This is a genomic window from Phyllobacterium bourgognense (assembly GCF_003337575.1).
Classification (GTDB): domain Bacteria; phylum Pseudomonadota; class Alphaproteobacteria; order Rhizobiales; family Rhizobiaceae; genus Phyllobacterium; species Phyllobacterium bourgognense.
In genome coordinates this window covers 149,073-175,740 of the sequence record NZ_QPJM01000011.1, presented here as the reverse complement: position 1 = coordinate 175,740, position 26,668 = coordinate 149,073, and the positions used below count along the sequence as shown (strand labels likewise).

Genomic DNA, 26,668 nt, shown 5'->3' with positions numbered 1-26,668 from the left:
GTCGGCGACAAGCGCTCTCCAATCGTTGATACATGGTGGCAGACGGAGACCGGCGGCATACTGATTACACCGCTGCCTGGCGCAACGGCGCTGAAACCGGGTTCGGCCACGCGGCCATTCTTTGGAGTGCAGCCGGAGCTGGTCGACAATGAGGGCAATGTGCTTGAAGGTGCTGCTGACGGCAATCTGTGCATCACCGATTCATGGCCCGGCCAGATGCGCACGGTCTATGGCGATCACAAGCGTTTCATCGAGACCTATTTTGCCACCTACAAGGGCAAGTACTTTACCGGCGATGGCTGCCGCCGCGACAAGGATGGCTATTACTGGATCACCGGCCGCGTCGATGACGTGCTCAATGTCTCGGGCCATCGCATGGGTACGGCGGAAGTGGAATCCGCGCTTGTCTCCCACGATACGGTCTCGGAAGCCGCCGTCGTCGGTTACCCGCACGATCTGAAAGGCCAGGGCATTTATTGCTACGTCACGCTGATGGCCGGCCTTGAGGGGACTGACGCGCTGCGCAAGGATCTCGTTGCGCATGTGCGCAAGGAAATCGGCCCGATTGCCTCGCCCGACAAGATACAGTTCTCGCCCGGCCTGCCCAAAACGCGCTCGGGCAAGATCATGCGCCGCATCCTGCGCAAGATCGCCGAGGACGACTTCGGCGCGCTCGGCGATACATCGACGCTTGCCGATCCGGCTGTCGTCGACGATCTGATCGCCAACAGGCAGAACAAGAGATCTTGAGCACGAGGGGCTGCGAGACTATGCATCGACTGTGTTTTAATGGGAATTACCGATCATCAGAACTTCTCTGATCTCTTCGACGGGCGAGTAATCAGTTCGTCGTACAGCACTAGTTCAGTTTCATCGTCGAGGATCACCGAAATGGGTCGCGTCATCACGCCGCCGGTACCAGCCTTCTACAATTTATCGCGAACGATGACGGAGATTGTCCGTCTAGCAGCATGTGCATCGATGCTATGAACCTTCCCATCGCCCTCAACTCCGCCGTCTGGGAAGACCATGGGTTTGGCAATTTTGTCTCGAGCGGGACTCGCTACCACACCATTTTTCCATTCAAGATGAGACTCGGAAGGTTTGTCGTCGTCATAGAGAATGCGTTCGGATGCGCCGTCCAAGTCTTCATACTGACCGTTCTTGAGCGACCAAAGAAACAGAACCAGACCCGTCAAACCCAGTGCCAGGGATATGGGAATCAAGTAGAAGAACTCGCTCATTTTGCCTAATTCACCCCAACTGTAACTCAAGTTTTGATGGATTATCTTTTCTCTCGATCGGTTCGCTCTTGAGCCTCAGGGCGTTGGCTACAACCAGTATGGATGACAGGGACATGGCAATCGCCGCGACAAAGGGAGTTGCGTGACCTAGAATTGCGACAGGCAGCGCCACGACATTGTAGCCGATGGCGATCACGAAATTCTGCCGGATCAATTTACCTGCATCCCGTGCGATCCCATAGGCAAGAAACACGGTTTCGAGGCTGTCTTGAAGAAAGACAAAGTCGGCATTGTTGCGACCAACGTCCGCGGCGGTTGCAGGGGCCATGGAAACATGCGCTGCCATGAGAGCGGGCGCGTCATTTAAGCCGTCACCGACCATCAAGACCTTCCGGCCCTGCTTTGTCAGCATTTTTATCCGTTCAAGCTTCCCGCCCGGCAGGATGCCCGCCGTGTAATTCGGAATGCCCAGCTGATCGGCAATTTCACGCACCGCGGGTTCGCTGTCGCCGGATAATACCTCGACGGCAATTCCGGCCTGACGTAATTTCTCGACGAGGGAATGCGCGCCTGGTCGGAGCCTGTCGGAGAAAACGAACGACGCGAGCTTGCGCCCATCGCAAGAAAACACCGTTTCGGCCGGAATTTGTCCCCCATCGTCCTTACGGGCGAATGCCGCTCGCCCGAGCCGATAGACCTTGCCTTGAGAAATGCCTTCCAATCCGAGCCCCGGAAATTCCTGTACCTGGCCAAAGTGAGACCCGGAGTGGGCCGCTGCGTGTGGTGCGGCCGCGTGAATTGCCTGTGCGCTCGGATGGCGTGAATGGGAAGCAAGCCCTGCGGCCATCGAGAGGGCCCTGGGATCAATCTCGTCGATATTGCTGACCTGCATTTGCCCCAGCGTGAGCGTCCCCGTCTTGTCGAAGACGACGGTGTCGATCTCATTGAGGCGTTCCATAGCCGATCCGTCTTTGACCATGATCCTGCTTTCGAAGAGCCGGCGTGCGGCCATCACCTGGACCATCGGCACCGCAAGACCGAGTGCGCAAGGGCAGGTGATGATCAAAACAGCAATGGCGACTGTCGCGGCCTGATGCACATCGCCTTGAAAAATCATCCAGCCCACGAAGCTGAGGAACGACGTCAAGTGAACCGCCGGCGCGTAAAGACGGGAGGCACGGTCGGCAATACGCCGATAAACCGACTTGCCGGATTCGGCGGCTTCCATCAGCCGTATCATTTCGGCGAGAAATGAATCATCGGGAACAGCTGTGGCAACAACCACCAGCGACCCGGTGATATTCAATGTTCCGGCCTGCAGGGCTGCACCCGATTCGACTTGGCGTGGGGCGCTTTCGCCGGTTACGAGCGAGAAGTCTATGTCGGAGATACCGCGCTCAACTGCGCAATCGACAGGAACGCGTTCGCCGGCTGTAATCAACAGACGCATTCCCGGTCTGATTTCTTTCAACGGAAGATACTCATATTCGCCGTCAGTGTTGATCGTCATCGCACCCCGAGGCGATAGTTGTGCAAGTCCTTTTACTGCCGTCCGTGTCCGCTCGCGCATCACGTAATCCAGCGTACGCCCGATCAGCAGGAAGAAAACCAATGATGTTGCGGCGTCGAAATAGGCGTGCTCGTAGCCATGATAGGTGTCATAGAGGCTCAGCGCAAAGGCCGCGGCAATCCCGATGGAAATCGGCACGTCCATATTGGTTTGTCCGTGCCGGAGCGCGCGCCAGGCCGATTGATAAAACACCCGTCCGGAATAGATAAGCGCGGGCAGCGCTATGCTGGCACAAATCCAATGAAGGATGTTTCGGGTGGAACCTTCTGCACCAGCCCAGACGGAAACTGACAAGGACATGATGTTCATGGAGGCAAATGCCGCAACCGCCAGGGCCCGGAGCATCCTTGGAAGTTCGCCGTCAGGCTTGGCGGCTTCGGTTGGATCGAAGAGATGTCCATCATAGCCAAGCTGCTTAAGCACGCCGATCGCATCGGGAGGAGTTCCCTGGTCCGACCAGCGCAGCGCCAAACGTTTGCTCGACAGATTGACCCGCACGTTCTGCACGCCGTCAAGCTTTGCCAGTCCCCGCTCGATCTTGTTGATGCAGCCGCCGCAGTGGATCGAGGGGACTGAGATTTCCGTCTGCAGGATGCCGTCGCCAATGCTCCGGCTTGCCAGTCTGAATTCTTCGGCCGACGGGGTTGAAGGGCGAAAGGCATCGGCCGAGACAATTGTGGTTGCGGGCGTACAGCAGGTCATATCGCTAATCCGGATCCCGCATCGTTACGTAGGCATGCCAGGTCGCATGACCGAGCAATGGGAAAATAATGACGAAGCCGATCATTCCTGAAACCAAGGCGATCACGGTAAGGCTCAGCACAATGGCGCCCCACAGCAGCATCACTGGCAAATTGTTCCAGACGATCGACATGCTCGTTCCCATGGCAGTAAACGCGTCGAATTTCTTGTCCAGCACCATGGGGATGGAGAAAACGCTGATGGCAAAGGCGAACGCGGCGAAGATGCCGCCGATGACTATGCCGATCACCAGCATCGCCACACCGATCGGCGTGCCGAATAGCATGGGGAGGATATGATCCATGCCCGGGAATGGCTTCCAACCAAAGAACAGCGCATACAAAAGCACGGCAGCGCGCATCCACAGCAGCATCAGTCCCAACAGCACCGCCCCGACGAACAGGACGTGCTGGCTGGTGCCGCGCTCAGGAATCAACATTGCGGCCAGCGTGACGGGCGACCCCTTGGACAGGCGTCGGCTTTTGACATAGAGACCTGTGGCAAGCGCCGGGCCGACCACCAGGAAGCCCGCCAGCGCCGGAAAGAGCGCAAAGTCCAGCCCGTAGAAGAGAATTCCGGCAGCGATGGCGAGCGAAATGATGGCTACGCCAGTGCCATAGACAAGACTGGGAAACGGGACCGTCCACAGATCGTGCCAGCCTTGCGCAAACCAGGTGAACGCTTGGCTGGGCGAAAGATGTCTGTTGCGGTCGACTGCCTTTGGAAGAGGCGGAACAGTTTCTGGAATTCTCATCGGAAGCCTTTCGCTGTGTCGCATGGCGGAGCGGACTTTACTCAACATGCCGAATCCGCCGCGCGGTACGTGCCGTTCTGCTGGCCTTTGACCTTCAGGTGGTCGACGCAGTCGGGACGCGACTGAAATGCAACGTAAACCAGGTGAATGTTCGCCAGGATGACCACACTCAATCCCAAAGCGACCACGAGAAATATCCAGCGCTTTGGCGGTGCGATGGTGATGTTCATGACGCGCCTCCTGCAGTCGTCCCAGCTTCGTTTTTCCTTAAATCGAGAAGATAAAGCGTAATGATCTTGATCTGCGCAGGCGTGAGACGTGCACCCCAGCTCGGCATGTGGCCCTGGCGCCCGGAAAAAATGGTTTGGTAGATGTCGCCGCGGCTTCCTCCGTAAATCCAATATTGGTCGGTAAGGTTAGGAGCACCGCTCTCGACCAAGCCTTTGGCGTCTTTGCCATGACAGGCGACGCAATTGGTGGCGAAGAGGTCTTTTCCCTTCGCAATATCTTCCTTGTTTGTGTCGGTAATTGTGGCGGCGTCGGAAAGCGACGTCACAAAGCCAGCCAGCTGCGAGACCTGTTCCTGCGTCAACATCCCATCGCGGCCAAAGGCAAGCATTTGAGAAACCCGTGTGTTGGGATCGGCACCATTGATGCCGGCTGTCACAGTCTGCAACACCGTTTGGGGATTGTCGCCCCACAGCATGGGCGACTCCGCGATGTTGGGGAATCCCTTGTTGCCCCTTGCGTTCGCCCCATGGCAGGCCGCGCAGTTGTCGCCGAACAGCGTGCGCCCGTCCTCGCGGACAGTGCGCATCAGGTCGGTGTCGGACTGGATTTGTGCGAGATCTTCCTTTTCGATCCGGATCATCCAGCTCGCGCGTTGTGCAGTGGCTTCCTCGATCGATCTGGCAACCGCCTGCTTCTGGTCAACGCCGAGCAGCCCTTTGAAATACCCGGTCCCGTACGGCCAGCTCGGCATCAGAAGGGTCCAGCCCAGCGCGAAGACACCCATGGTGATGAGAAAAAAATACACAGGTTTGGGGACGGGCGTGTTCAGTTCCTTGATGCCGTTCCATTCATGCCCGGTCGTTTGATGGCCAGTGAATGGATCACGTTCGCCTACAGACATGGCCTATCCTCTTCGTCGGATACCACCGCTTTCGCAGCATGTTCAAAAGGCTTCTTGTTCGACGGCCAGTAGGTGTAGACCAGCACACCGATCGACATGGCGATCAGGTAGAACAGTCCGAATGATTTGGAAAAGCCCGTCAGCATTTCATGATCGATCGTCATTTCACTCCACCTCGTTTTGCGGCGTGGTATGGGCGGCGCCCGTCAGGTGTCCGAGCACCTGAAGGTAGGCCACCAGCGCATCCATTTCGGTGACGGAGCCCTGATTGCCGTCGAACAGGCTCACATCCGTCTTCTCGCCGTATCGCTCGGTAACGCCGGTGGCCAAATCCGTGTCCGGGTTGGCCTGGCCGACGGCGTCCTTCGGCGCATTGGCGATCATGTCATCGGTGTAAGGCACGCCCACCGCCCGCAATGCAGCGAGGTGTTCGCCAAGGTCAGCCGTCTCCAACTGGTTGCGCAGCAGCCAGCGATAGGCCGGCATGTTGGATTCCGGAACCACGTCACGCGGGTTGTTGAGGTGTGCAGTCATCCAGTCGTTGGAATATTTTCCCCCCACGCGGGCGAGATCTGGTCCCGTTCGCTTCGAGCCCCACAGCATGGGATGATCATATTTCGACTCTACCGCCAGTGAATATGGACCGTATCGTTCCACCTCGTCGCGCAACGTGCGGATCATCTGGGAATGGCAGGCATAACAACCTTCCCGGATGTAGATGTTGCGGCCGGCGACCTCGAGCGGCGTGTAGACGCGCATGTCAGGCGCTTTTTCGACGGTCTCGTCGATCGTGAACAGTGGGGCGATTTCGATGAAGCCGCCGATGCTGGCGACAACGATAATGGCAAGGACGAAGCCGATCGCATTGCGTTCAAGCCGATAGTGAAAATTGAACATTTTCTATTCTCCGGCCTGGGCGATTGGTGCCGCAGGCTCAAGTCCCAAGGGAATGTCCGAGGCAGATTCCGATGCGACAGCTACAGGCGACCGGATCGTCATGACGATGTTGTAAAGAGCGATCACCGCGCCCGACAGGAACAGCAGGCCACCGAATGCGCGCGCGATGTAGTAGGGATGCATGGCGACAAGCGAGTCGACAAAGGAATAGCTCAAAGTGCCGCTGTCGTTGTAGGTCCGCCACATGAGACCTTGGATCACGCCGGAATTCCACATCGCGAAGACATAGACAACCGTTCCGGACAGGGCGAGCCAGAAGTGCCATTCGACCAGCTTCGCCGAATAAAGTGCGGGGCGCTTCCATAACCAGGGGGTAAGAGCATAGAGCGAGCCGTAGGTGATCATAGCAACCCAACCTAAAGCGCCGGCATGGACGTGGCCGATGGTCCAGTCGGTATAATGGGAGAGGGAATTGACGGCGCGAATGGCCATGAAGGAGCCCTCGAACGTCGCAAGGCCGTAGAAGATCGCAGCCAGCATCATGAAACGAAGTACCGCATCGTCACGCACCTTGTGCCAGGCTCCGTTGAGCGTCAGCAGCGCATTTCCGGCCGATGCCCAGGACGGAACGAGCAGGACCACCGAGAACGCCATGCCAAGGCTCTGAACCCAGTGGGGGAGGGCCGTGTAATGGAGGTGGTGCGAACCCGCCCACATATACATGAAGGTGATGCCCCAGAAGCTGATGATCGAAGTTCTGTAGGAATAGATCGGACGGCCCGCACGCTTGGGGAGGTAGTAATACATCATCCCAAGGAAACCTGCCGTCAGGAAGAAGGCCACGGCGTTGTGGCCGTACCACCACTGCGTCATGGCATCCTGCACGCCGGAGAACAGCGAATAGCTTTTGGCGTGTCCGAAAGAGATGGGAACGGCGAGGTTGTTGATGATGTGCAGGAGGGCGACGACCAGGATGAAGGCCATGTAGTACCAATTGGCCACGTAGATATGCGGTTCCTTGCGGCGCAGAAGGGTGCGAATGTAGATTGAGAAATAGACGACCCAGACCACGACCAGCCAGATGTCGGCATACCATTCCGGCTCGGCATACTCCTTCGATTGGGTTATGCCCATGAGATAGCCGCTCGCGGCCAACACGCAAAACAGGTTATAGCCGAACAGCACAAACCATGGACTGAACTGATCCGGCAGGCGTGCGCGGGTTGTTCTTTGCAGAACGTGAAAGGATGTCGCGATCAGAGCGTTGCCGCCGAAACCGAAAATCACGCCACTGGTGTGGACCGGGCGCAGACGACCGAAGCTTGCCCACGCGGCGTCAATTGTCAGTTCGGGCCAGGCAAGCAGGGCCGCGACCCATACGCCGACGAGCATGCCGATCACCCCCCAGATTAACGTCAGGATGATACCGACCTTGCTGGGGTCGTCGTAATACTCGGAGAGCCGCGTTGCCGAAGGCTCGGGCGCGTCGTAGGCGCGCAGCAGCGCCACGGCACCTGCTATTGCGCTGACTGCGATGATCCAGCCGTGCGTCCCGATCAGATCATCGCGCCCGGCAGCGGCCATCGCCACGCCAACACAAAGAAGGATAAGGAACGTCAACGCTGCTAGAACACGCTCATTCCCAGTTAATTGTGAAATCACTTCGATTGCCCCGTGTTAATAAAAGCCGTCGCATTGATTGGTTTGTCTGTGATTGGTCCAATCGGCAGCGTCCTTTGTAGAATCCGTCGAGAGCACTGTAGCTTGCCGCCCAATCTCTTCTTTGATCCATGTCAAAGATGCCCGGACTTATATTGCCGGCAGCCATTGATGAGCCTTACGCGGATTCTTCAGCGGCTAACCACGGACCGGAACGGTTGGGACATCCTGTTTCGGGGTTCCGTGCTCAAATGATGTGTACTCTTGCCGCGTCTCGCGTCGGAGAAGCGTGTGTGCCAGAGAAGAACCAATGCATCGTGGCATCGTATGACTATGACGGCGTTCGTGGCATTGAACAAACCTGGCGGGGAACTGGCCGGGATAGCTCGACCCAACTCCGATCCGGATCATGAATCGCAGAATACGCGGTCCTCGTCAGAACGGACTTGCAGGGGCAGGGCCTTGGTTGCTTCGTCCACTGATCAATTTTGCAAGAGCGGACGGGGTGAAACAGATCGAAGGGCTTATACGCAGCGAGAACAAGAAGATGCTGACATTGTGCAAAAGAATTCGGATGTTCAATTTCACACCATCCATCAGATCAAAGTCTCATGCTGGCAACGCTCAATCTGAGCGAGCCTGATGACACGGTCGACGTTCAGCTCGACAGGAATCGACTGAAACTGTCTTCTGCGAGGAGGGAACGCGTGACGCCGCCAAAAACCAATTCCCGTACCCTGCTGTGGCCGTACGCGCCTGAGACGACGAGTTCCGCATCCATGTGCTTGGCGAAACGAAGAAGGCTTTCACCTTCGTGTCTGTCCTTGATGATCTCGCTTTGTGCGGTCACGCCATGACGGCGAAGGAATGCGCAAACGTCGTCGATGCTTTCCTGAGTGAGAATGTCCGCGCCCCGGTCGACCGTCACGACCACCACCTCGCTGGCTTGGCACAACAACGGAAGGGCATCGACAACAGCGCGGCGCGCTTCGCGGGTGTCCTTCCACGCAATCAGGGCGGTATTGGTAAAAATGCGCCTCGCGCCCTTTGCCGCAACGAGGACGGGCCGACCAGCTTGCAGCACGAGATTGCCCAAATTGATGAAGCGCTCGGGATGACCGAGGGTCAGATCGTCTTCGCACCCCGTGACGATCAGGTCGGCCACCCTCGACATTTCAATAATGAGCCTGGTCGGATTGGCGACACCGCCCCGCCATTCGCGCGAGACGTTGGTTCCTGCATGGCTTTCAAACTCACGGCGCAAAATTTTCATCCGGAGCTCGATTTCTTCGCGCTCGTGAGCCATCTCGCCATCGGTCACCATACCTTCGGGCCATGCCATTGGAGCAGAAGGGACGGCAGCCGCAAAGCCGACCAGATGGGAGTTGAATCGAGCAGCGAGATTGATCGCGTAGTCCATGAGCGGCGCAACCGGACCGTCGATGTTGAGATTGGCGAGTATTGTTCTGTAGGACATCGCTGTCACCTTCAAAAATATGGGTTCTTGTCGCGCCGGATGACCTATGGCTTTTCCACCAGGGTGATCCGGTAGGGACGCATGGCGTCGCCTTTGCCGATGGAGAGATATTCGCCCTGGACAAAGCGTTCGTCGCTCAAATGAAAGGCAAGTTCGTCGTCGGACCAGCCTTGCGCGTAGTCGAAATACCATTGACCGCCGGGTTTCCTTCGCAGCCTGCCAATTAAGTCCTCGCCCTTGGGGCGAAAGCGGCGGACGCGGCACAGGCTCTGGTTTTCTTTCCATTCCACGGCGTCAAGCTGTCCGTACTCGTCAAGAGGCACCAGCAAATCATAGCCTTCGTGGGAATCGCCCTCAGGATGACCTTTCCCGCGTGCCAACACCAGCCGCACATGGCGGAATTTGGAAGTCAGTTCTGTCAATTTGACCATCGCAAATCTCCTTGTTGGTGTGGAATCTATCGAACAAATTTTCGGCGCGCTTTGATCCAGCGCAAGGAGCCCTGCAATGCTCCGGCCTAGGCTCAAGGCTTGGATATATGGTTCCTCAAACAAGGACAGCTGCCATGTCGTGCAGGAGCGTGTTTAGTGTCATCGGGATAGATCAGTGTGATCGCGACATTTTGAATGCCATCCACCTCTGCAAGGAACAGGACGCGCATCTGAGTGTCCTCATCGTGTCGCTTGCACCTACTCCGATCGGTGGTTATGGGGTTGTGGTTTCCGGAGCATGGTTGCTGGAGCGCGAGGCAGATATTGCCGCGATGAAGAAGCGCGAAAAGCAAATCATGTCGCTTGTCCAAACTGCTGGTCTCAAGGCTGACGTCGACAGTTACTATTGCGAAAGGGAATGGGCGGAGGAAATCATTGGGCAGCGTGCGCGATTTTCGGACGTCACCATTATCGGTCCAGACCTTCTGCACCAGCCTGCGCTCAAAACCCCTGCATTAAGCGGAGCTCTGTTCTATTCCGGAAGGCCGATCTTGGTCGTGCCGACAGGCGCGCGTACCACCTTGCGTCCGCACAACGTCATGCTTGCTTGGGACGGGCGGATCGAGGCTGTGCGTGCTGCGCGTGAAGCCGTCAATGTCATGGCAACCGCCGTGGACGCCCACGTCGCGATAGTCGATGGCGATTCAAACGACGTGTCAGATGGCAGTCCACGAGCAAACATTGCCGCCTACCTGGCCAGACATGGCATAAAGGTGAAGATTGATCGGTTGCGCACGTGCGGCATGTCAGTCGCAGACGTTTTGAAACAGCATGCGAGCGAAATCTCCGCCGACATGATCGTTATGGGGGCATACGGACACTCGCGCCTGCGCGAGCGGCTCTTTGGGGGCGTAACCAGGACCATGATCGAAACATCGCCAATTCCCGTTTTCATGATGCGCTGACGGTTTCTTACCAAGGTGACGAGATGAACATGCTGCAACCCATTGCCCGCTCACGGATATCTTCAAGCCAAACGCATGCGGGGCTGACCAGTGCCGAGGCGAAGCGTCAACTTGACAAATATGGCCCCAACACTATCCCGGAAGACGCCAGCAGATCGGTGTTCGCTATCGCGAGAGAAATTTTGACCGAACCGATGTTGTTGCTCCTCGTTGTGGCGGCAGCGCTTTATCTCTTGATTGGCGATCTTGCGGAAGGTCTCCTGCTGGCTGGCTTTGCTGTCCTCACCATCGGGCTCATCTTTTATCAGCAGCAGCGAAGCGAAAACGCGCTTGCGGCGCTGCGGATGCTGGGCGCACCCACGGCGCGGGTCTTCCGCGACGGCAAGGAGTGCACCATCGCAGCGAACGAAGTCGTGACAGGAGACCTGATGCTGCTCGATGAAGGGGAACGCGTTCCAGCCGACGGGATGTTAATAAGCAACTCAGGGTTGGTTGTCGATGAATCACTCTTGACGGGGGAGAGTGTTCCCGTCCGCAAGCGTGCAGGCGATGGCGGTCAGTTGGCTGGTGTGCCTGGAGGCGATGATCAGCCATTCGTCTATTCCGGAACGCTTGTCGTCAAGGGCCATGGAGCGGCGACTGTATTGGATACCGGATCACGAACCCGTGCGGGACGGATCGGTGTTTCGTTGGCCTCGATCGTCGTGGAACGAACCCGGCTCCAGATCTCGGTGAACCGTATCGTTCGGCTTTTCGGAGGACTGGCCGCGATCGTGTGCTGCGCTTTGGTCGTCTTCTACGGTGTCTACCGCGAGGACTGGCTGCAGGGCGTCCTCTCCGGCATCGCGCTTGCCATGGGCATGCTGCCGGAAGAATTCCCGGTCGTTTTGACAATCTTTCTGGCCATCGGCGCATGGCGGCTGGCACGTATCAAGGTCCTGGCCCGCCGGCCGGCCGTCATCGAAACCCTTGGAGCCGCGACCGTTCTTTGCGTGGATAAGACCGGGACGCTCACCGAAAACCGCATGCGTGTCCGGCACCTCGACATCTTGACCGACCAACTCGAAGTTGAGCCAGACTTAGGTGACTTACCGTACGCCTTCCAACCGCTCGTCAATGCCGCTTGGCTCGCGACCCGGCACGCATCCATCGATCCGATGGACAGGGCGGTTGCAGGACTGGTGTCTCGGGCCGGAGAGTATCCAAGGATGGATTGGCCGATGGTACGCGAGTACGGTCTCAAGCCGGAACTATTGGCAATGTCTCTCGCCTGGAAGGATGACGCCGGGCATTTTGCAGTTGCCTGCAAGGGCGCACCGGAGGCCATCACTGACCTGTGTCATCTCACAGATGAAAAAGCAGCGAGGATCATGGAACATGTTCAGGCCATGGCCGAAAAAGGCTTGCGCGTCCTCGGCGTTGGCATCGGCACGACGACGCGGGTTGATTTGCCTGAATCACAACACGACTTCGATTTTACCTTTGCCGGACTGGTTGGCTTCGAGGATCCTTTGCGCACAACGGTGCCTGCGGCAGTGAGTGAAGCATTCCGTGCGGGCATCTCAGTTAAAATGATCACGGGTGATTATCCAGCGACGGCATTGGCGATCGCCTCTGCTGCCGGCGTTGACACCAGAGACGGCGCTGTCACTGGCGACGAACTCGAACGTGCGGATGATGCAGAGATGAAACGGCTGGTTTCTTGCTCAAATGTATTTGCCCGCATCATGCCCGAGCAGAAGCTGCGAATTGTCGAAGCTCTCAAGCACCAGGGTGAGATCGTCGCCATGACAGGCGACGGGGTCAACGATGCGCCGGCACTCAAGGCGGCGCACATAGGCATTGCAATGGGGCAGCGCGGCACCGACGTCGCCCGCGAAGCGGCGGGGATCGTGCTGCTCGACGAAGATTTTGGACGCATCGTCAGCGCAGTCAAGATGGGAAGGCGCATCTTCGACAATCTGCGGAAGGTAATGATTTATATTGCCGCGATCCATGTCCCCATTGCAGGCTTGGCGTTGGTGCCGCTAATTGCCGGCATGCCGCCGCTTTTCTTTCCGGCGCATGTCGTGGTGATCGAGATGATCATCGATCCGATGTGTTCGATTGTTTTTGAACGCACGCCGGCTGAGCGAGATATTATGGTACGGCCGCCGCGATCGGTCGAAGATCCGCTTGCAGGCATTCCTCAGATTGTCTTTGGCCTTCTCCAGGGTAGCGTGCTCCTCGTCGTGTGCCTTGCGCTTTACCATGGACTGTTGCTGCAGGATGCATCGGTCGAAACAGCCCGAACTGCGGCTTTCATTGCCGTAACGGCTGGGAACTTGTCGCTGGCCTTGGTAAACAGCAGCCGCGAGGCGGTCATTGTCCACACATTTGAACGCGGTCGAATGACATTCTGGATCGCCGCGGCGATCGCGGTGTCGGTGGTTTCAATTTGCATTGTCCAACCCAATCTGGCCGAACTATTCGGATTTACCAGGCCCGAAATCGGACAGGCCGCGCTCGCTGCAGGAGCCGGAGTGGTTGCAGTGTTGCCGTTCGATGTGGTGAAGTTTCTACCTGGTGTCCGACGAATTATCGGCTAGGAGGAAGATTGGCTGCGGCAGCGTTGCAGCCGATGATGGGAAACTTTCTTGTTCGAAACCCTACCGTTGGCCTCTGAACCACGACAAGAGCGTGGGCCAGAAGGCCAATGCTGCGACGCAGATCGTGATCAGGGCGAGCATCACAAACATCTGCAGGACCCCAAAGTTTGTAGCGTCGCGCGCCACGAACCATCCGGTGATCACCCGGCGACAATCAACAGCACGCGAACGAACCAGCCAAACATCGCCATTACTCGCCCGCCAAATCGCGTACTTTGACGAGGGCCTGCGAGAAGTCGTCGACAAAGCGCTTGATCTCAGTCCAATTGGTCAGCTCGTAATCGTGTTTTGTGTCAATCGGTCCGCCCTCGGCCGATGCGATGCGCTTGAGCATCCAGCGCTTGAAAAAGTCGTACTCCGTATACTTGAGTGCGCCCGCACAGTGTAGGACAAATCGAGGCTTCCATCCCGTCTCATCCGTAAGCCTGACCGGATAATTTCTCGCCTCGGTCTTTTCCTCCTCATCGGCACTTGCAATGGAGAGCGACACGGAAATGAAGGCTGACGGCATGTCGTTGAGAACCGTACCCCAATCATGGACATAGTGGACAAATGGAGACGGATAGCGACCAATATGAATAGGCGCGCACAGGATCGCGCCGTCGCTCGTGCCTGGATCCGCACATCCGACCTGGTTTGCCTCGGTCAGCATGACCATGTGGCCTTGCGTCTCCAGGTGGCTGGCAACCGCTTCGGCGATCTTTCGGGTCTGACCCTCAATCGTGGAATAAAGCACCAGGAAATTCATGACGGAGTCCTCCTTGCCTTGCATTGATCATCCGGAATTTATTTCCCGGATACTGCAATTCTCGGCGATACGGGAACCGCCCGCATCGATGCGCATCAATAAAACTCGGGGGGACGCGTGAAGCGCAGCCGGAAAACGAAGTGGTGTCGAGCGGGCAGCCTGGGCTGCGAGTGATTTCCCGGAGAACGCAACCTCGGACAGAAGCGTCGTTCCAATGTGCGGCCGCAAATGCATCTGAAAAAGAGCGGTTTATGAAGCGGTTGGGCGCGGTCCGAAGGTGCATTGAACGAGAGTTGCGATGCTGTGCCGATCGAAAACCCGTGCGTCAACGTTGTTGTCGAGATGCATTCCGTTTTATGGGTTCGGACAGTGTTGACGACAACATGCCGTGGGTGGTGACGGCGTCCACTACCGTACAAACTGTCGATGCGCCTCCTAGAAAGATCAGGCGAGTCAGTCTCCGGCCGACGTCAAATGATGATCGATCCTAAATATGACTTCTTCATTGGCTTCGATGGTATCTCTATAGCGCTTCAGCATCCCGTTGAACATTGCCATCCATTCACGATTACCCGACATATTGCTCAAACGAAGCATTTCTTGAATGTCCCTAATAAGCGCTTCGGCATCTTCATTTACCTTGCCGAGTCGCCCTCTCAAATCGTGCAACTCCATTTTCTCCTCCATGGAATAGTGCGTTGAAATCCCGAATAAGGCCTCGGTCCATCGCACATCAGAATCTAGGGCCAAGACGTCTTTCAGGCATTGATCTAGCGCAATGCCGACTTACCGACTTTGCCTCTAATGTTGGTCCACGAAAAAGTTGTTTCCATTCGGAGGGACCAAAATGCGTTTCAAGAGCCTGCTCAGCGTCGTAGAGGTCAATCAAACCGACAACGATCTAAAGATTGCAATTGACCTCTGTTCGGAAATTAACGCCCAACTGTCGGTGATGGTTTTCGCTGTCGCCTCTTTGCCGCCGATCGGGGACTACCCCATTGGCACCGCCGATCTATGGGTGAAGGAGCGCCATCGTGATCTCGCTGCTCTGAAAGGCCGGGTCGAGGGCATGGAAATGCTTGTCAGGGATGCCGGCATTTCGGCTACTATAACAGACGAATATCCCGAACCCGCACGAGTTGGGCGCATCGCTGGTAGACACGCGCGCTATGCAGATGCGACGCTTGTTGGTCCCGATCTATTAGCCCATGAAACATTGAAAGGTAAAGTTATTGACGGAGCTTTGTTTGAGTCCGGTCGACCGATCTTTCTGATTCCGCATGACACCAAGCCGACGCTGCGTCCCAAACGTGTCTTACTTGCCTGGGATTCTGGCGTAGAATGCGCGAGAGCAGCTCGCGAGGCCCTTGACATCATGGCATCGGCTGAAGCGGTGCATGTGACCATAGTTGATCCCGACACCAGTTCGATCGCCAATGGTCCAGAACCGGGTGCTGACATCGCCGCCTATCTCGCCCATCACGGAATCAAGGTTGACGTGGACCGTCTTCCGAGCGGAGGCGAACCGATCGCCGATGTTCTCAAACAACATGCAACGGACATCTCTGCCGATCTCGTCGTCATGGGCGGGTACGGACATTCCCGCACGCGGGAGTGGATCTTTGGTGGTGTGACCAGATCCATGATCGAGGATCCCAGCCTGCCCATCCTCATGGCACGGTGAAGAAGGAAATCGTAACAGCGCGAACAGGGAGTAGTTCACCATGCAAATTATCGAGATGAATCAATTCGAAATCATGCAAGTGATCGAGAACGCGACCGTGGGACGGCTGGCCTGTGTACATGACGGCCAGCCCTACATTGTCCCTTTGAATTTTGCCCATCATTTTGGTGCGCTCTACGCATTCACAACATTCGGGCGCAAGGTCGAATGGATGCGGAGCAATCCGAATGTTTGCGTGGAATTCGACAACGTCTCTGCAACCAACGATTGGCAGAGCGTCATCGTCATGGGGCAATACGAAGAACTGACGCACGGCCAGGACACCAACGAAGCACGGACCGCGGCCTATGGACTTCTGAGCAAACGAGCTGAATGGTGGGAACCAGCCTATGTGAAAACAGTGATCCGCGATCATGTGCGCCGGCTCGAGCCCGTCTATTTTCGCATCCTGATCACGGACAAGACGGGACATAAGGCCATCAAGTGACCGCCCATAGGTGAGGTCTTCTCTCAGCCAAGCAGGTGAAGGTCAATTGGCTGTTGCCGTGCCTGACCGCGCCCTAAGCAAACGGTCGTGCACCTGCATACCGACAACCATGCAGACGACGAAAACCGTTGGCTTAACCAATCCCATGGACAACAATGCCATTGCTGGGCCGGGGCACAATCCTCCAAGGCCCCACCCGATCCCAAAGATGGTCGAGCCAAGGATCAGCGGCGCATCGATCTTCTGGTTCGCTGGAACGTGGTAACTCGGTTCCAGGACGGGGTGGCCGGATATCCGCATGATCTGGACTCCGAGTGCCGCCACCGTGACCGCTCCCCCAAGAACGAAAGCAAGGCTGGGGTCCCATGCGCCAAAAATATCCAAGAAACCTTGCACACGTTGCGGATTCAGCATTCCGGAAAGGGATAGTCCAAAACCGAACACCGATCCCGAAACCAGGGCTACGGCTAGTTGTGCGCATGAATGTTTCATAGCCCGGAAATCCTCAGGATCGTCACACCGGCGATGCCCGTGGCCAGGAAAGTGATGACTGCTACCATCGAGCGGCGTGAAAAGCGGGCGAGCCCGAGCACACCATGGCCGCTGGTGCAGCCGGATCCCATCCGTGTCCCGAATCCAACCAGAAATCCCGCGCAAATGATCAGCGGCCAAGATGAAGTGACCGCAACGACCGGCCAACGACCGAACAAACCATGGAACAGGACAGGGCCCAACATCAGTCCCGCGACAAACGCAGCATTGAGACCTGTGTTGACGCCCTGCGCCAACCGCCCGACAATTCCGCTGATGCCGGCCACACGGCCGTTGAACAGAAGAAACAATGTCGCGGAAAATCCGATCAGCATACCGCCGATCAGGGCCGGCAAATAACGGTACATTTCCATTCTCGATCCTTGGCTGAGGCCCGTGTTCGGGCTATGTCACATGCCTTGCATAGCGAAGATCGGACGGCAATCACCACCTATATCAACTCTTCCTGCTGAACTTTCCCAAGTAGCTGGCAACGTCGACCTGAACTTTGGCATCAAGCTTGAGGGCTGCCTGGTCAGCAATTCTGTTCATGGCGGCAAGCACCTCAAGCTTTCCCCATCCCGCGGCGAAAGCGTCGCTGAGCAGCTCCATCAACCGCAATTGGATCGCCAGTTCGCAATCCTCCGCACGCTTGGGATCGTTCAGGCAGCGTTGCGGTCTCGCGATCATCAGATGTCCTTTCGTGCAGGATAATCCTTGCGACTTCTACCGGATCAAGGAGAAAGCCCTCGTCCATGTTAGCCTGGTCGAAAACTTGCACTTTGATCTCGGTCAAAGAAGCTGGAGCCCATGCTTAGAACCAGTTTCAGGTTTGCCAGACCCAGGCTTTTGCAGGTCGAAATATTTGTGTGCGTCGTGTTTGACCTAAATCAATGAAGTGCCCCGACCCGCATGCGACGGTCAATAACCTGATTGCATTTTGCTTTCAGGCTTCGATCGAAGGATCCCATATGTCTTACGCCTTTGCATCTCAGCCCTCGGTATCCCTGTTTAACTCGGTTCCCTTTGCCCAGACCAGCCGGACATTGGCGATGGCAGCTGTGCATATACAGGCTCATTCGATAAAAGACTTGATCCGCCTGCAAATCGAGTCGCTGGCGTTCGTGCAAAGCCGTTGCGAGCAGGACGTAAAGCTGATCGACGAACTGGTCACTTCAGAGAAGTATCACAACACGTTTGGGGTTTACGCAGAATTTTGCCGCGACGCAGCGTCGGCTTACGCCAACGAAACCCGCCAACCGATGAAGAAAAGGCGGTTGCCGGCGAATTGATGAAATTGCCATCAGAAAAACTCAGTGCTTCCCGCACGAATGTCTGACGAAGGCCATACCGCGGCCGACCATCCGCATACATCATTATTGTCGACGAGCAGACGCGGCGATGAACACAAATGCCGATCGCTACTTGGGGCGCGGGTAAGCCGCTATTAGGCGCAGTGTGCCTGATCTCGCTGCCGCCTTTCAGTGCGAAAACAGGATTGGCAGGCGAACATCGTTCAAAACGTCTGCCGTCGCGCCACCCAGGACGAAATCTCTGATACGCGAATGACCAAACCCGCCCATGACCAGAAGTTGCACTCCAAATTCCAGCGCATGTGCCTGAATGGCCTCTCCAATCGCGCGGTCCCCCACGCGGAGAGTGAGAACCTCAGCGTCGAGACCGCGCCGCTGTAATGCAAGCGCTAGTCGTTCGCCGATGTTCTTGTCGATGGGCTTTTCATCCAGCACCGTCGCAACCGAGATTCGCTTCGCGCGCATCAAGAATGGCGTTGCGTCGGCGAGGGCGCGCGCGGCGACCCGGCTCCCGTCCCAGGCGATCATCACATGGTCGATAACACCAACAGTCATGGCAGAAGGAAGGAGGACGACAGGACGGCCGGAGCCGAAGAGGACTTCCTCGGCTATTAACCTTGTCGAAGAGTCAGTGGCATCCCATTCCATGAGGGAAAGGTCACCGTATCTTGCCTGTGAGGCAGCAATTTCACCGATGCCAGAAGGAGGCGCATTTGTTTCAACTGTCGTTACGGATACACCTGCTTCGACAGCCGCGGTCCTTAGAGCGTCCAACAATTTTTTCCCCGCCGCGCGGCTCTTATATTCAGCTTCCCGGATCATCTGCGGAACGTTCAGTAAAATTCCGGAGAGCGCGGTGGAAACGTCAGGGATGTCCACGTAAATACAATGTGCGCATACATCCAGATCGAGGTGTTTTGCCACGGCGATGGCGTTCATGACGAACTTCTCCGAACTCGCGTCGGGGTAAGTCAACAACGGTAAAAATCCCAATGTGCGCATCTGCTTTCTCCTGTTCGTTCGGACGACTGGACGAGCGTCGCTTCCTCTAGTCTTAGCTTAGCGTCTATCCCCGGCCTGTGCTTTGATCCAACGCAATTGCTCAGGCTAACAACGTCGTTTGTGGATGTGCTCGCTGATGTGCGTAGGCTATTGATCTTCGTTGGATCTAAATCCGAAAATTTGCTTCTAGTGTCGATTTTCAGGTGGTGACATCATCATTCCCGAAATCGGCTCGACCCACGTCATTTGATCGGACACGGGAGTGACCCCGGCGCAACTCGCGCCAGCTGAATAAGATTAACGGACAATCCTGTCTGCTCTGAGCTGCGCTTAGCGGCCAATCTTTTGCTTTGCGCCAAGGGGGCTCGTTCAAAAAGCTATGAAGGACGTCCTCTCCGCTACGCCGATATGCCCGCCGCCGCCTATGCCGTCGTCGCGCAGGTTCGCGCCAAGCCTGGCAAGGAGGATGTGCTGCGCGCTATCACGTTATCGCTCGTGCCGAAAGTCCGCGCCGAACTTCCTTCAGGAAAGCCGCGAGGCGCCCGGGCATTTCATTTTCTATGAGATCTTCGCCAGCCAAGCCGACTTCGAAGCGCACAACCAGACGCCGCATGTGCGGTCTTGGTTCGCGCGCCGGTTCTGTCGCAAATTCTGATTCTAGACGCGATGCGATTGGTTTTTGCAGCCAGTGGTCAAGCTGCTAACATGTCGAATTGCTCGGCCAGTGATGGATTTGGATCGAAGGCAAACCTCGCCTGTCGCTTACGCATCATGTGAACCAGTTCAATTCCGGACAGTATGATGTTAGCGGCGATTATGGATTTGAAGCCAAGCATCAGTCGAACACGGCGCTTGATTCGTCGGTGATCCTGTTCAATCCGGTTATTCAAATATGGACTTTTCCTGATCGAGATCGTCTTCAGTTTGCGCCGGGAGCGATCCTGCAAGCGATTTGTCGTGTCGCAGGAAACGATAGCTTCACGGTTGGTTTGACTGCCGTCGATGACGACACGATCTGGTCGCCCATGGCGGGTTAGCGCTTTCCTGAAGAACTGCTTCGCGGCCGGCAGATCGCGATGTTCGCTGAACCAGAACTCTACCGTGTCGCCAACACTATCGATGGCGCGGTAGAGATACGTCCAACGACCGCGGGCTTTGACGTAAGTTTCATCCACATGCCATTTCCTGGTCACAGCACGCTTGCGCCTGTTGAACCGCTCAAGCAGTTGGGGTGAGAAGTGGGTCACCCAGCGATGCACCGTTGAATGATCAACGCTAATACCGCGTTCCGCCATCATTTCTTCCAAATCGCGAAGGCTTAACCCATACGCCAGATACCACCGCACGCACAGTAGGATCACAGAGCGATCAAAATGGCGTCCCTTGAACATGTCGTGCCTCCGGAATTGATGGAAAGCACATACCGCCAATCAGGTTATAAAACAGTTTGCGACAGCACCTCTGATGGTTGCAACTCAGTGGCGTCGCAGGTCCGCTATCGTTCCAGCGTAGGTTCCGCCATTCCCTTCACACAATCGGACTCATGGATTCCCACCGCTTTTGCCGTGCGGGGTTGGAACAAGCGGATCAAGTGAACCAGAGACGCGCAGCAGGCGTTCGATGCCCACCGGGGACATAGGACGGGACAGAAGAAAGCCTTGGAGATCATCGCAGCCGATCTGGCGTAGATAGTCACTTTGCTCAGTTGTTTCCACGCCTTCCGCTGTCGTGCGAAGACCTTTTGCGTGGGCAAGATTAACAATGGCTTTGACAATATCTTCGTCATTGGCCGAGCGGCCGAAGCCCTGAACAAAGCTTCGGTCAATTTTAATGCGATCGACTTCAAGCTGCTGCAGTCGTCCAAGTGACGAAAAGCCCGTTCCAAAATCGTCAAGCGCGATGGTCACACCCAATGCGCGAAGCGCCCTGATGTTGTGTTCGCAATGCCCGGCGCTGTCGGTAAGAGTACTTTCCGTAATCTCCAGCTCGAGCCGGCGAGGATCCATTCCGATTGCCAATAGCAGTTTGGCAACTTTCATCGCATAGGCCGGATTCCTCAATTCGACTGCCGACACGTTTACTGCGAGGGTCTGGATTGGCCATGACCTCGATTCTGAGCAAGCCTGCCGCAGGACACGTTCGCCTAACGCTTCGATCAGGCCTGCTTCTTCGGCTATGGGTATGAACACTTCCGGCGAAATCCAGCCGCGCTCTGGATGTTGCCAACGCAGGAGAGCCTCAACTCCGGTGATACGCTGTTCCTCGGCGGAATAAAGCGGTTGATACTCAACCTTTATCTGGGTTTCCGACTGCACGGCCTTACGCAACTCGCGTTCCAAGGCGCGGCGCTGCTGCAGCATGGCGTCCATCTCTTTACCAAACACCGCAAACCGGCTGCGACCGGCGGCCTTTGCGTGATAGAGCGCTATATCGGCCTTTCTGACAAGCTCGTCGCTCCCGGTGCCGTCTAGTGGCGCGGTGGCGACGCCTATGCTGACCCCGATGAAGATATGATTTCCATCAATATCGAATGGATACCGGACAACGGTGATTATTTGCTCGCAAAGCGCTTCGAGCGCCGAAAGTGGTGCGAAGTTGGGAACAATGATCGTGAATTCATCGCCCCCGACCCGGGCCATGAAAGTCTTGTGGTCGATGATGTCTTTCAGGCGCTTCGTGAACTGCCGGATGAGCTCATCACCCACCGGGTGTCCGAGTGTGTCGTTGACCTGCTTGAATCTGTCGAGATCAAGATACAGCACCGCCACCGTGGCATTCCTGATGGTTGACAGTGCCTCATCGAGCTTGTCGTTGAAATGTGCCCGGTTGGGCAGACTGGTCATGGAATCATGCAGTGCGAGAAAGTTCATCCGCTCTTCGCTGTCGTGCAGCTTGGCGGACCTCAGGCGCAGCACCACCAGGAGGATCGCCATGATGCCCAACATCAACAACACAATGCCGACAAATGCCGGGCCAATTTGCGTCATGACCGTGGAGCCGGGGCGATAGGGCTGCCAGATGAAATATCCGATGGTGTTCCCGGTGGTCGACCGAAGGGGATAATTATACTCGCCGGCGTCCAACGTGTCTTGTGAGGAGTACCGCAGGCCAGCAAAAAGATAGTCCCGCGCAAGGTCTTCTATGAAACTCTTGTCGAGATAACGAACGGAAACGTGCAGGTAGGTTTCATCAACCGTCTGTGAAATGTTGCCGCTGTCAGAGACAATCGGCTTGACGCTGACGATTGCCGGCCGGCTATCCAAGGTCAAAATCTCCGAGGCGCCGGCGCTTAACACCCGGTCGCCATATCCGTTGGGATCGGGATGCCGCAAGGATTGCCTGAGCTTTGATGCGAGCGGCGCAACGCTGGGCTCAACGCTATCATAGGCAGCTCGATCGATCTGCTTGCCATCAGCAAAGGCGTACAGAACATTGTCTTTTCCGTCTAGAACATAGACCACATCATGACCAAAATACGTGGTCATCCAGCCGCCAAGATTGTTGTTCAGCCACTCCGCACTGTCGGGGCTCTTGACCTGGCGGATCGCATCATCCCAGACGGTCGCGCTTTCCTGGTCATGAGCGACCGAGAACTGCGCCTGCGATAGTACCAAGGCGAGCAGCCGTTCCTGCCGCTCAGCAGCAATCTGATCAGTCATGCGACTTGACCATGCGAGCAGCGCGAAAATTGCAAAGCAAACAGCTATGGCAATGCCAAAAATTGGCAAAGTCGCCCTGAACAGGAACCTTGGTGACGTCGGGGCAATATCAGTCATTAAAGAGGACTCGCATTCGGCCGTTAAAAATCAAAGTCTTTAGTCGAAAAGAGGCGGAGACAATAGCCAGCGGGAGTTTGGCAATTTACGCTACCTTCGCTAGGGGACTCTAGCGCAAATGCTTTAACAATTTGACTGAGATATGTGTTTCCAATCATATTGCAGGGCCAAAGAGCATCATTTCGAGCGATCGGCCATTCTGCTGTGGTGCGCTGGTATCTTGCGCATGGGCTGAGCCTGCGCGACCTGGAAGAAAAGATAGAAGAGCGCAATACCATTTCGATCATTCGACTGTGCATGGATGGGTTTTGCGCTTCTCTTCGCGATTGCATGAGCGGTTCAACAAGCGCAAAACGTGCTGTGACCGGTAAACGGCATATCGATGAGACATAGGTCAAAGTTCGAGACAATGGATGTACTTATCCGGGCAATCGACAGCCTTGGCGACTAGGGTCGAGTTCTTTTCAGCGAATACCGCATCAGGTCGAGTAAGTACTCAACAACTGCGTTAAACAGGATCATGGAAGGGATCAAACGTGGCCAAGCAAGGCGTAAGCGTCCCTGAAATGGTGTTGCTCTTGTGCAACGAAATCCTGCGCCACGTCTGCAAGCGAAATTGCATGCTTGTCTATCAGACAATGTCGTGTACCGTGATGCCACTCGCAATCAACTCAGAGGAGGCGTGAAATGATACCTATTCTCATGTTTGCCCGCCTCTGCGATGGAGCGGCCATGTTGGCTTCGATGCGACGTGCATCTCGACCAAGCCGGCATTGGCACCGGGGCTTTTAGGCCCCGAAATTCTGCCGTTTGGCATTTCCCATTCCCCTGACGTGACTGGCTGACGGAGCGACTGTTCGCATTTCCGCGTCCGCATCCGCGCGTCTTTTGACCTTCGAGAGGACGGGCTGCGTCGTTGCACCGGACAGGAAAATCATGCGCGAAGCACAAGCGTTAGTTGGTGATACCCTTGCGGCAACGGTTGATGAACTGTGCCAAAAATTCGGCGCCTGGAACACCGCGTATGCGTTGATCCTGGCTATCTGGCGGCGCCATCAAACGAAGAACCACACCTCCCACCTGTCACATCACATGCTTCGCGATATCGGCCTTCCCGATAGCGCGGAAGCGCCCAGTTTTCCCCTTTGGCTTATCCTTACCCGGCCTTGGTAAGCGACCGTGGTTGAGGAGGAGGGAGCGAGGAGGGGCGACAGTGATGCCCTTCGCTCCGTTTTTGGATTGCCTCATTCAATATCGGCGGCAAGACGTACGATCGCAGCTTATGGAAATAGTGCATGCCGTCTCGAAGGATTTGTTGGAGAGCGGATTGTTCCAAACGAAGACTTTTTGGAAAACCATATTCGCGCTACGAACGGTGTCATCGTCTTCGATGGTGCGGCCGTTGGGAAGACTTTGATTCCGGCATCGTTTATTGCCGCGAGACTTCCTCGCGTAGACCTTCGATCGCTAGGAGGAAGCGAGATTGGGTGGCGACCGCGCTTTCCGCGTCAGCCAAATATGCCTCCGCGCCCCCAGACGCTGAGGAATGAGCAATCACCGCTTTCAACTATTAGGCCGCAAGTACAACACCGCAGTCCGACATGCTAGATCAATACGGATGCATCGCATTTCTTGATTGACAGAGGAAAACAACGCTGCTAGCCTAAAAAATAAGCGCTGAGCAACGATGCTCATATACGCGCCATTACACCATATTCATAGCTGGCAACTTGGCCCCCGCAGCATAAATTTGCTGAGGGGTTTTCTGTTTTGGGCTTAACATGAACCGGATCAACGTACCAATTGGTCTTCTGTTTTCGAGTACCGGCTCCTATGGAACAGTAGCACGGACGTTGATGAACGGTGCAAATCTGGCGTGTGAGCAGATCAATCATCGCGACGATATCGCCGTCCATCTAGAGCCCCATGCCATCAACCCAGAAGGTAATCTGGCTGCTTATGCATCGGCGGTGCAAACAATGTTAGATCAAGGCATTAAGCACATTGTTGGTTGCTATACCTCTTCGAGCCGCAAGGAGGTTATTCCGCTAATTGAAAAGTGGGATGGCCTGCTATGGTACCCAACTCACTATGAAGGTTTCGAAAGTTCAACAGGCGTGATCTATACCGGTGCTTCGCCGAACCATCATATGTCGCCGCTGATTGACTACCTTTTTACGAATTTTGGTCGGCGAGCTTTCTGCGTCGGGTCGAACTACATATGGGGTTGGGAAAGCAACCGCGTGCTGCGCGAAGGTCTGCAAAAACGTGGTGGGGCAATTTTGGCCGAACGGTATGTTCCTGTCGGTGACACCGATATGGATAACGTCATAGACGCGATTTTTCGAGCCGAACCCGATTTCGTTTTCAACGCTCTGATTGGTGAATCCTCCTATGCATTCTTTAAAAAGTTTCGTCTTGCCTGTGCCGAAAGAGGGATCAATCAGGTTGCGCGGTTTCCGGTGGCAAGCTGCAATCTTTCAGAGCCGGAACTGGTAGAGATCGGTCCTGATGCCGCAGATGGCCACATCAGTTCCAGCGTGTATTTTTCCTCCCTTCCAGGCAAACGCAACAAACAATTCGTGGCAGCCTACAACGACGCGTTTCCTGATGGTCCCGTCGTTTCCGCCGAGGCCGAAGCGGCCTATATTGCGGTCTCCCTTCTCGCAAACGCCATCGCTGCTGTCGGAAGCGCTGAAGTCAATTCGGTCAAGCGTTCAGTCGTTCTTCAGAGTTTTGACGCCCCTCAGGGACCTGTAATGATCGATCCGGAAACGCTCCATGCCTACCTCACGCCACGTATCGGTCGCTCACGTTCCGACTATATGTTTGAGGTTCTCGTGGAGGCCCGGAAATCAGTTCGTCCAGATCCGTACATGGTCCATTCTTCGGCTGCACTGGAGCCACTGCAACGCCAGCCTTTGGTGAGGATCGTGTCATGAAAACACATCGTCTGGTTCAGAATTTCAGTGGGTACAGAGCGCTGATCTGTGCCCTGCCCGAGCGCTCAACGGAAGCGCTTGCGCCTACATTGAAAAAGCTTGGTCTTCAATCAGAGCTCATCGGTCACAGTCCGGCTGCACCAGTGGTCTTGCCTTTTGAAAATATCAATGCCGATCGCGATATCCTGTTTATCGATGGCGACATGACGCTTCCGATGGATTGGCGTTGCTTGCGCGGGGCGGGGAGGAGTGCGCTTCCACCCGCTCCGGTAGTAGGGCTTGTTGGTATTGAGGCACCCAGCCGGCTTAAAGCCCTATTGTTGCTTGGGGCAACTGCTTTTCTGGCGAAGCCGGTTTATGGTGGCGCGGTCTATTCGGCACTTTTTCTCGGTGTCAACGAGTATAATCGCAAGGAAATATTGGTCGATGCGGTAGATGTTCTGTACGAGAAGCGTAGAAGGCGCGCGGTAGTAATCAAGGCAGTGGTTTCTCTCATGAATATCCGCAATATTGATGAAGATGTTGCTTATGACCTGCTGCGCAAAGAGAGCATGCGTGCGCGTTTAAGTATAGAAGATTATTGTGAGTACATGCTCGGTTTAAGACAAGAACAAGACAAGAATGAAAACGCACACGGGGAACGGCAAGCTCTGAAGGGCTGAGAAAC

General features: G+C 55.8%; 27 protein-coding genes and 2 pseudogenes. 11 read left to right on the top strand and 18 right to left on the bottom strand.

Going from position 1 to position 26,668, the window contains the following annotated elements:
• The coding region (locus C7476_RS18775; RefSeq protein WP_147274684.1) for an AMP-binding enzyme at window positions 1–750 on the top strand (750 nt) is incomplete at its 5' end.
• Window positions 751–1,106: 356 nt separating this feature from the next.
• Here the strand turns inward: C7476_RS18775 and ccoS are convergent.
• The 10 genes and pseudogenes from ccoS to C7476_RS18725 all read right to left on the bottom strand — a co-directional run.
• A pseudogene (ccoS, locus tag C7476_RS28785) lies at window positions 1,107–1,244 on the bottom strand (cbb3-type cytochrome oxidase assembly protein CcoS); the annotation flags it as partial.
• Window positions 1,245–1,254: 10 nt separating this feature from the next.
• Window positions 1,255–3,516, bottom strand: coding sequence for a cation-translocating P-type ATPase (locus tag C7476_RS18765; RefSeq protein ID WP_114431395.1), 2,262 nt, complete (start codon window positions 3,514–3,516; stop codon window positions 1,255–1,257).
• Between the two features lie 4 nt (window positions 3,517–3,520).
• A complete protein-coding gene (locus C7476_RS18760) occupies window positions 3,521–4,309 on the bottom strand; it encodes a DUF2189 domain-containing protein (protein WP_114431409.1) in 789 nt (262 codons plus the stop codon).
• A 41-nt stretch (window positions 4,310–4,350) separates the two neighbouring features.
• Window positions 4,351–4,539, bottom strand: coding sequence for a hypothetical protein (locus tag C7476_RS18755; RefSeq protein WP_114431394.1), 189 nt, complete (start codon window positions 4,537–4,539; stop codon window positions 4,351–4,353).
• On the bottom strand, window positions 4,536–5,441 hold the full coding sequence (gene ccoP, locus C7476_RS18750) for a cytochrome-c oxidase, cbb3-type subunit III (RefSeq protein WP_114431393.1): 906 nt from the start codon (window positions 5,439–5,441) through the stop codon (window positions 4,536–4,538). The genes C7476_RS18755 and ccoP overlap by 4 nt, the downstream gene beginning before the upstream one ends.
• A complete protein-coding gene (locus C7476_RS18745) occupies window positions 5,432–5,605 on the bottom strand; it encodes a cbb3-type cytochrome c oxidase subunit 3 (protein WP_114431392.1) in 174 nt (57 codons plus the stop codon). Before C7476_RS18745 ends, ccoP begins: the two co-directional genes overlap by 10 nt.
• A gap of 1 nt (window position 5,606) precedes the next feature.
• Window positions 5,607–6,338: a cytochrome-c oxidase, cbb3-type subunit II gene (gene ccoO, locus C7476_RS18740; RefSeq protein WP_114431391.1), complete on the bottom strand. Its 732-nt coding sequence runs from the start codon at window positions 6,336–6,338 to the stop codon at window positions 5,607–5,609.
• A gap of 3 nt (window positions 6,339–6,341) precedes the next feature.
• On the bottom strand, window positions 6,342–8,000 hold the full coding sequence (gene ccoN, locus C7476_RS18735; RefSeq protein ID WP_181872511.1) for a cytochrome-c oxidase, cbb3-type subunit I: 1,659 nt from the start codon (window positions 7,998–8,000) through the stop codon (window positions 6,342–6,344).
• 655 nt (window positions 8,001–8,655) lie between these two features.
• Window positions 8,656–9,474 (bottom strand): universal stress protein, encoded by an 819-nt coding sequence (locus C7476_RS18730; protein WP_114431389.1) that lies wholly within the window; start codon window positions 9,472–9,474, stop codon window positions 8,656–8,658.
• Window positions 9,475–9,518: 44 nt separating this feature from the next.
• Entirely contained in the window at window positions 9,519–9,905 is a 387-nt protein-coding gene (locus C7476_RS18725; RefSeq protein WP_114431388.1) for a hypothetical protein, read from the bottom strand.
• 134 nt (window positions 9,906–10,039) lie between these two features.
• Between C7476_RS18725 and C7476_RS18720 the strand changes: the two genes are divergently transcribed.
• Window positions 10,040–10,870: a universal stress protein gene (locus tag C7476_RS18720; RefSeq protein WP_114431387.1), complete on the top strand. Its 831-nt coding sequence runs from the start codon at window positions 10,040–10,042 to the stop codon at window positions 10,868–10,870.
• A 23-nt stretch (window positions 10,871–10,893) separates the two neighbouring features.
• Window positions 10,894–13,458: a cation-translocating P-type ATPase gene (locus tag C7476_RS18715; RefSeq protein ID WP_114431386.1), complete on the top strand. Its 2,565-nt coding sequence runs from the start codon at window positions 10,894–10,896 to the stop codon at window positions 13,456–13,458.
• A gap of 250 nt (window positions 13,459–13,708) precedes the next feature.
• Here C7476_RS18715 and C7476_RS18705 read toward each other — a convergent pair whose 3' ends face one another.
• Together C7476_RS18705 and C7476_RS18700 are read right to left on the bottom strand one after the other, a co-directional pair.
• Window positions 13,709–14,266, bottom strand: coding sequence for a flavodoxin domain-containing protein (locus C7476_RS18705; protein ID WP_181872510.1), 558 nt, complete (start codon window positions 14,264–14,266; stop codon window positions 13,709–13,711).
• A gap of 453 nt (window positions 14,267–14,719) precedes the next feature.
• Window positions 14,720–14,941, bottom strand: coding sequence for a hypothetical protein (locus tag C7476_RS18700; protein WP_147274683.1), 222 nt, complete (start codon window positions 14,939–14,941; stop codon window positions 14,720–14,722).
• A gap of 172 nt (window positions 14,942–15,113) precedes the next feature.
• Here C7476_RS18700 and C7476_RS18695 point away from each other — a divergent pair, with 172 nt between their 5' ends.
• Window positions 15,114–15,950, top strand: a complete 837-nt coding sequence (locus tag C7476_RS18695; protein WP_114431383.1) for a universal stress protein — start codon at window positions 15,114–15,116, stop codon at window positions 15,948–15,950.
• A gap of 40 nt (window positions 15,951–15,990) precedes the next feature.
• The gene (locus tag C7476_RS18690; protein WP_114431382.1) at window positions 15,991–16,437 is read left to right on the top strand and encodes a pyridoxamine 5'-phosphate oxidase family protein; all 447 of its coding nucleotides are present in this window, start codon (window positions 15,991–15,993) and stop codon (window positions 16,435–16,437) included.
• A gap of 42 nt (window positions 16,438–16,479) precedes the next feature.
• On the opposite strand, the gene C7476_RS18685 is transcribed toward C7476_RS18690, so the two are convergent.
• The 3 genes from C7476_RS18685 to C7476_RS18675 all read right to left on the bottom strand — a co-directional run bounded on the left by C7476_RS18685 (window position 16,480) and on the right by C7476_RS18675 (window position 17,658).
• Complete coding sequence (locus C7476_RS18685; protein ID WP_114431381.1) at window positions 16,480–16,929, bottom strand: YeeE/YedE family protein; 450 nt, start codon at window positions 16,927–16,929, stop codon at window positions 16,480–16,482.
• Window positions 16,926–17,336, bottom strand: coding sequence for a YeeE/YedE family protein (locus C7476_RS18680; RefSeq protein ID WP_114431380.1), 411 nt, complete (start codon window positions 17,334–17,336; stop codon window positions 16,926–16,928). Before C7476_RS18680 ends, C7476_RS18685 begins: the two co-directional genes overlap by 4 nt.
• An 88-nt stretch (window positions 17,337–17,424) precedes the next feature.
• A complete protein-coding gene (locus C7476_RS18675) occupies window positions 17,425–17,658 on the bottom strand; it encodes a hypothetical protein (RefSeq protein WP_114431379.1) in 234 nt (77 codons plus the stop codon).
• Window positions 17,659–17,861: 203 nt separating this feature from the next.
• Between C7476_RS18675 and C7476_RS18670 the strand changes: the two genes are divergently transcribed.
• Window positions 17,862–18,260 carry a hypothetical protein gene (locus tag C7476_RS18670; RefSeq protein ID WP_114431378.1) on the top strand — a complete coding sequence of 133 codons (399 nt, stop codon included), beginning with the start codon at window positions 17,862–17,864 and terminating at the stop codon, window positions 18,258–18,260.
• A gap of 189 nt (window positions 18,261–18,449) precedes the next feature.
• On the opposite strand, the gene C7476_RS18665 is transcribed toward C7476_RS18670, so the two are convergent.
• Entirely contained in the window at window positions 18,450–19,283 is an 834-nt protein-coding gene (locus C7476_RS18665) for a universal stress protein (RefSeq protein ID WP_114431377.1), read from the bottom strand.
• Between the two features lie 379 nt (window positions 19,284–19,662).
• Between C7476_RS18665 and C7476_RS29500 the strand changes: the two genes are divergently transcribed.
• The gene (locus tag C7476_RS29500; protein ID WP_425374004.1) at window positions 19,663–19,938 is read left to right on the top strand and encodes a putative quinol monooxygenase; all 276 of its coding nucleotides are present in this window, start codon (window positions 19,663–19,665) and stop codon (window positions 19,936–19,938) included.
• 37 nt (window positions 19,939–19,975) lie between these two features.
• On the opposite strand, the gene C7476_RS18655 is transcribed toward C7476_RS29500, so the two are convergent.
• Both C7476_RS18655 and C7476_RS18650 read right to left on the bottom strand, forming a co-directional pair.
• Complete coding sequence (locus C7476_RS18655) at window positions 19,976–20,674, bottom strand: IS6 family transposase (protein WP_114431376.1); 699 nt, start codon at window positions 20,672–20,674, stop codon at window positions 19,976–19,978.
• A 150-nt stretch (window positions 20,675–20,824) separates the two neighbouring features.
• Window positions 20,825–22,942: a bifunctional diguanylate cyclase/phosphodiesterase gene (locus C7476_RS18650; protein WP_245426416.1), complete on the bottom strand. Its 2,118-nt coding sequence runs from the start codon at window positions 22,940–22,942 to the stop codon at window positions 20,825–20,827.
• A gap of 259 nt (window positions 22,943–23,201) precedes the next feature.
• Between C7476_RS18650 and C7476_RS28780 the strand changes: the two are divergent.
• The 4 genes and pseudogenes from C7476_RS28780 to C7476_RS18630 all read left to right on the top strand — a co-directional run.
• Window positions 23,202–23,449, top strand: a pseudogene (locus C7476_RS28780) (hypothetical protein); the annotation flags it as partial.
• 546 nt (window positions 23,450–23,995) lie between these two features.
• Window positions 23,996–24,232 (top strand): DUF1127 domain-containing protein, encoded by a 237-nt coding sequence (locus C7476_RS18640; RefSeq protein ID WP_114431373.1) that lies wholly within the window; start codon window positions 23,996–23,998, stop codon window positions 24,230–24,232.
• Between the two features lie 608 nt (window positions 24,233–24,840).
• Window positions 24,841–26,001, top strand: a complete 1,161-nt coding sequence (locus tag C7476_RS18635; protein WP_114431372.1) for a transporter substrate-binding domain-containing protein — start codon at window positions 24,841–24,843, stop codon at window positions 25,999–26,001.
• On the top strand, window positions 25,998–26,663 hold the full coding sequence (locus C7476_RS18630; RefSeq protein WP_114431371.1) for an ANTAR domain-containing response regulator: 666 nt from the start codon (window positions 25,998–26,000) through the stop codon (window positions 26,661–26,663). The genes C7476_RS18635 and C7476_RS18630 overlap by 4 nt, the downstream gene beginning before the upstream one ends.
• The last annotated feature ends 5 nt before the right edge of the window (window positions 26,664–26,668 follow it).

Coding starts and splice junctions, on each gene's coding strand:
- ccoO (WP_114431391.1), bottom strand. CDS start 6,338: ATGTTCAATTTTCACTATCGGCTTGAACGCAATGCGATCGGCTTCGTC.
- C7476_RS18675 (WP_114431379.1), bottom strand. CDS start 17,658: ATGATCGCGAGACCGCAACGCTGCCTGAACGATCCCAAGCGTGCGGAG.
- C7476_RS18655 (WP_114431376.1), bottom strand. CDS start 20,674: ATGTTCAAGGGACGCCATTTTGATCGCTCTGTGATCCTACTGTGCGTG.
- C7476_RS18730 (WP_114431389.1), bottom strand. CDS start 9,474: ATGTCCTACAGAACAATACTCGCCAATCTCAACATCGACGGTCCGGTT.
- C7476_RS18755 (WP_114431394.1), bottom strand. CDS start 4,539: ATGAACATCACCATCGCACCGCCAAAGCGCTGGATATTTCTCGTGGTC.
- C7476_RS29500 (WP_425374004.1), top strand. CDS start 19,663: ATGAAGGACGTCCTCTCCGCTACGCCGATATGCCCGCCGCCGCCTATG.
- C7476_RS18670 (WP_114431378.1), top strand. CDS start 17,862: ATGAAGTGCCCCGACCCGCATGCGACGGTCAATAACCTGATTGCATTT.
- C7476_RS18725 (WP_114431388.1), bottom strand. CDS start 9,905: ATGGTCAAATTGACAGAACTGACTTCCAAATTCCGCCATGTGCGGCTG.
- C7476_RS18665 (WP_114431377.1), bottom strand. CDS start 19,283: ATGCGCACATTGGGATTTTTACCGTTGTTGACTTACCCCGACGCGAGT.
- C7476_RS18765 (WP_114431395.1), bottom strand. CDS start 3,516: ATGACCTGCTGTACGCCCGCAACCACAATTGTCTCGGCCGATGCCTTT.
- C7476_RS18720 (WP_114431387.1), top strand. CDS start 10,040: ATGTCGTGCAGGAGCGTGTTTAGTGTCATCGGGATAGATCAGTGTGAT.
- C7476_RS18745 (WP_114431392.1), bottom strand. CDS start 5,605: ATGACGATCGATCATGAAATGCTGACGGGCTTTTCCAAATCATTCGGA.
- C7476_RS18695 (WP_114431383.1), top strand. CDS start 15,114: ATGCGTTTCAAGAGCCTGCTCAGCGTCGTAGAGGTCAATCAAACCGAC.
- C7476_RS18630 (WP_114431371.1), top strand. CDS start 25,998: ATGAAAACACATCGTCTGGTTCAGAATTTCAGTGGGTACAGAGCGCTG.
- ccoP (WP_114431393.1), bottom strand. CDS start 5,441: ATGTCTGTAGGCGAACGTGATCCATTCACTGGCCATCAAACGACCGGG.
- C7476_RS18635 (WP_114431372.1), top strand. CDS start 24,841: ATGAACCGGATCAACGTACCAATTGGTCTTCTGTTTTCGAGTACCGGC.
- C7476_RS18685 (WP_114431381.1), bottom strand. CDS start 16,929: ATGAAACATTCATGCGCACAACTAGCCGTAGCCCTGGTTTCGGGATCG.
- C7476_RS18700 (WP_147274683.1), bottom strand. CDS start 14,941: ATGGAGTTGCACGATTTGAGAGGGCGACTCGGCAAGGTAAATGAAGAT.
- C7476_RS18640 (WP_114431373.1), top strand. CDS start 23,996: ATGCGCGAAGCACAAGCGTTAGTTGGTGATACCCTTGCGGCAACGGTT.
- C7476_RS18680 (WP_114431380.1), bottom strand. CDS start 17,336: ATGTACCGTTATTTGCCGGCCCTGATCGGCGGTATGCTGATCGGATTT.
- C7476_RS18715 (WP_114431386.1), top strand. CDS start 10,894: ATGAACATGCTGCAACCCATTGCCCGCTCACGGATATCTTCAAGCCAA.
- C7476_RS18690 (WP_114431382.1), top strand. CDS start 15,991: ATGCAAATTATCGAGATGAATCAATTCGAAATCATGCAAGTGATCGAG.
- C7476_RS18705 (WP_181872510.1), bottom strand. CDS start 14,266: ATGAATTTCCTGGTGCTTTATTCCACGATTGAGGGTCAGACCCGAAAG.
- C7476_RS18760 (WP_114431409.1), bottom strand. CDS start 4,309: ATGAGAATTCCAGAAACTGTTCCGCCTCTTCCAAAGGCAGTCGACCGC.
- C7476_RS18650 (WP_245426416.1), bottom strand. CDS start 22,942: ATGACTGATCAGATTGCTGCTGAGCGGCAGGAACGGCTGCTCGCCTTG.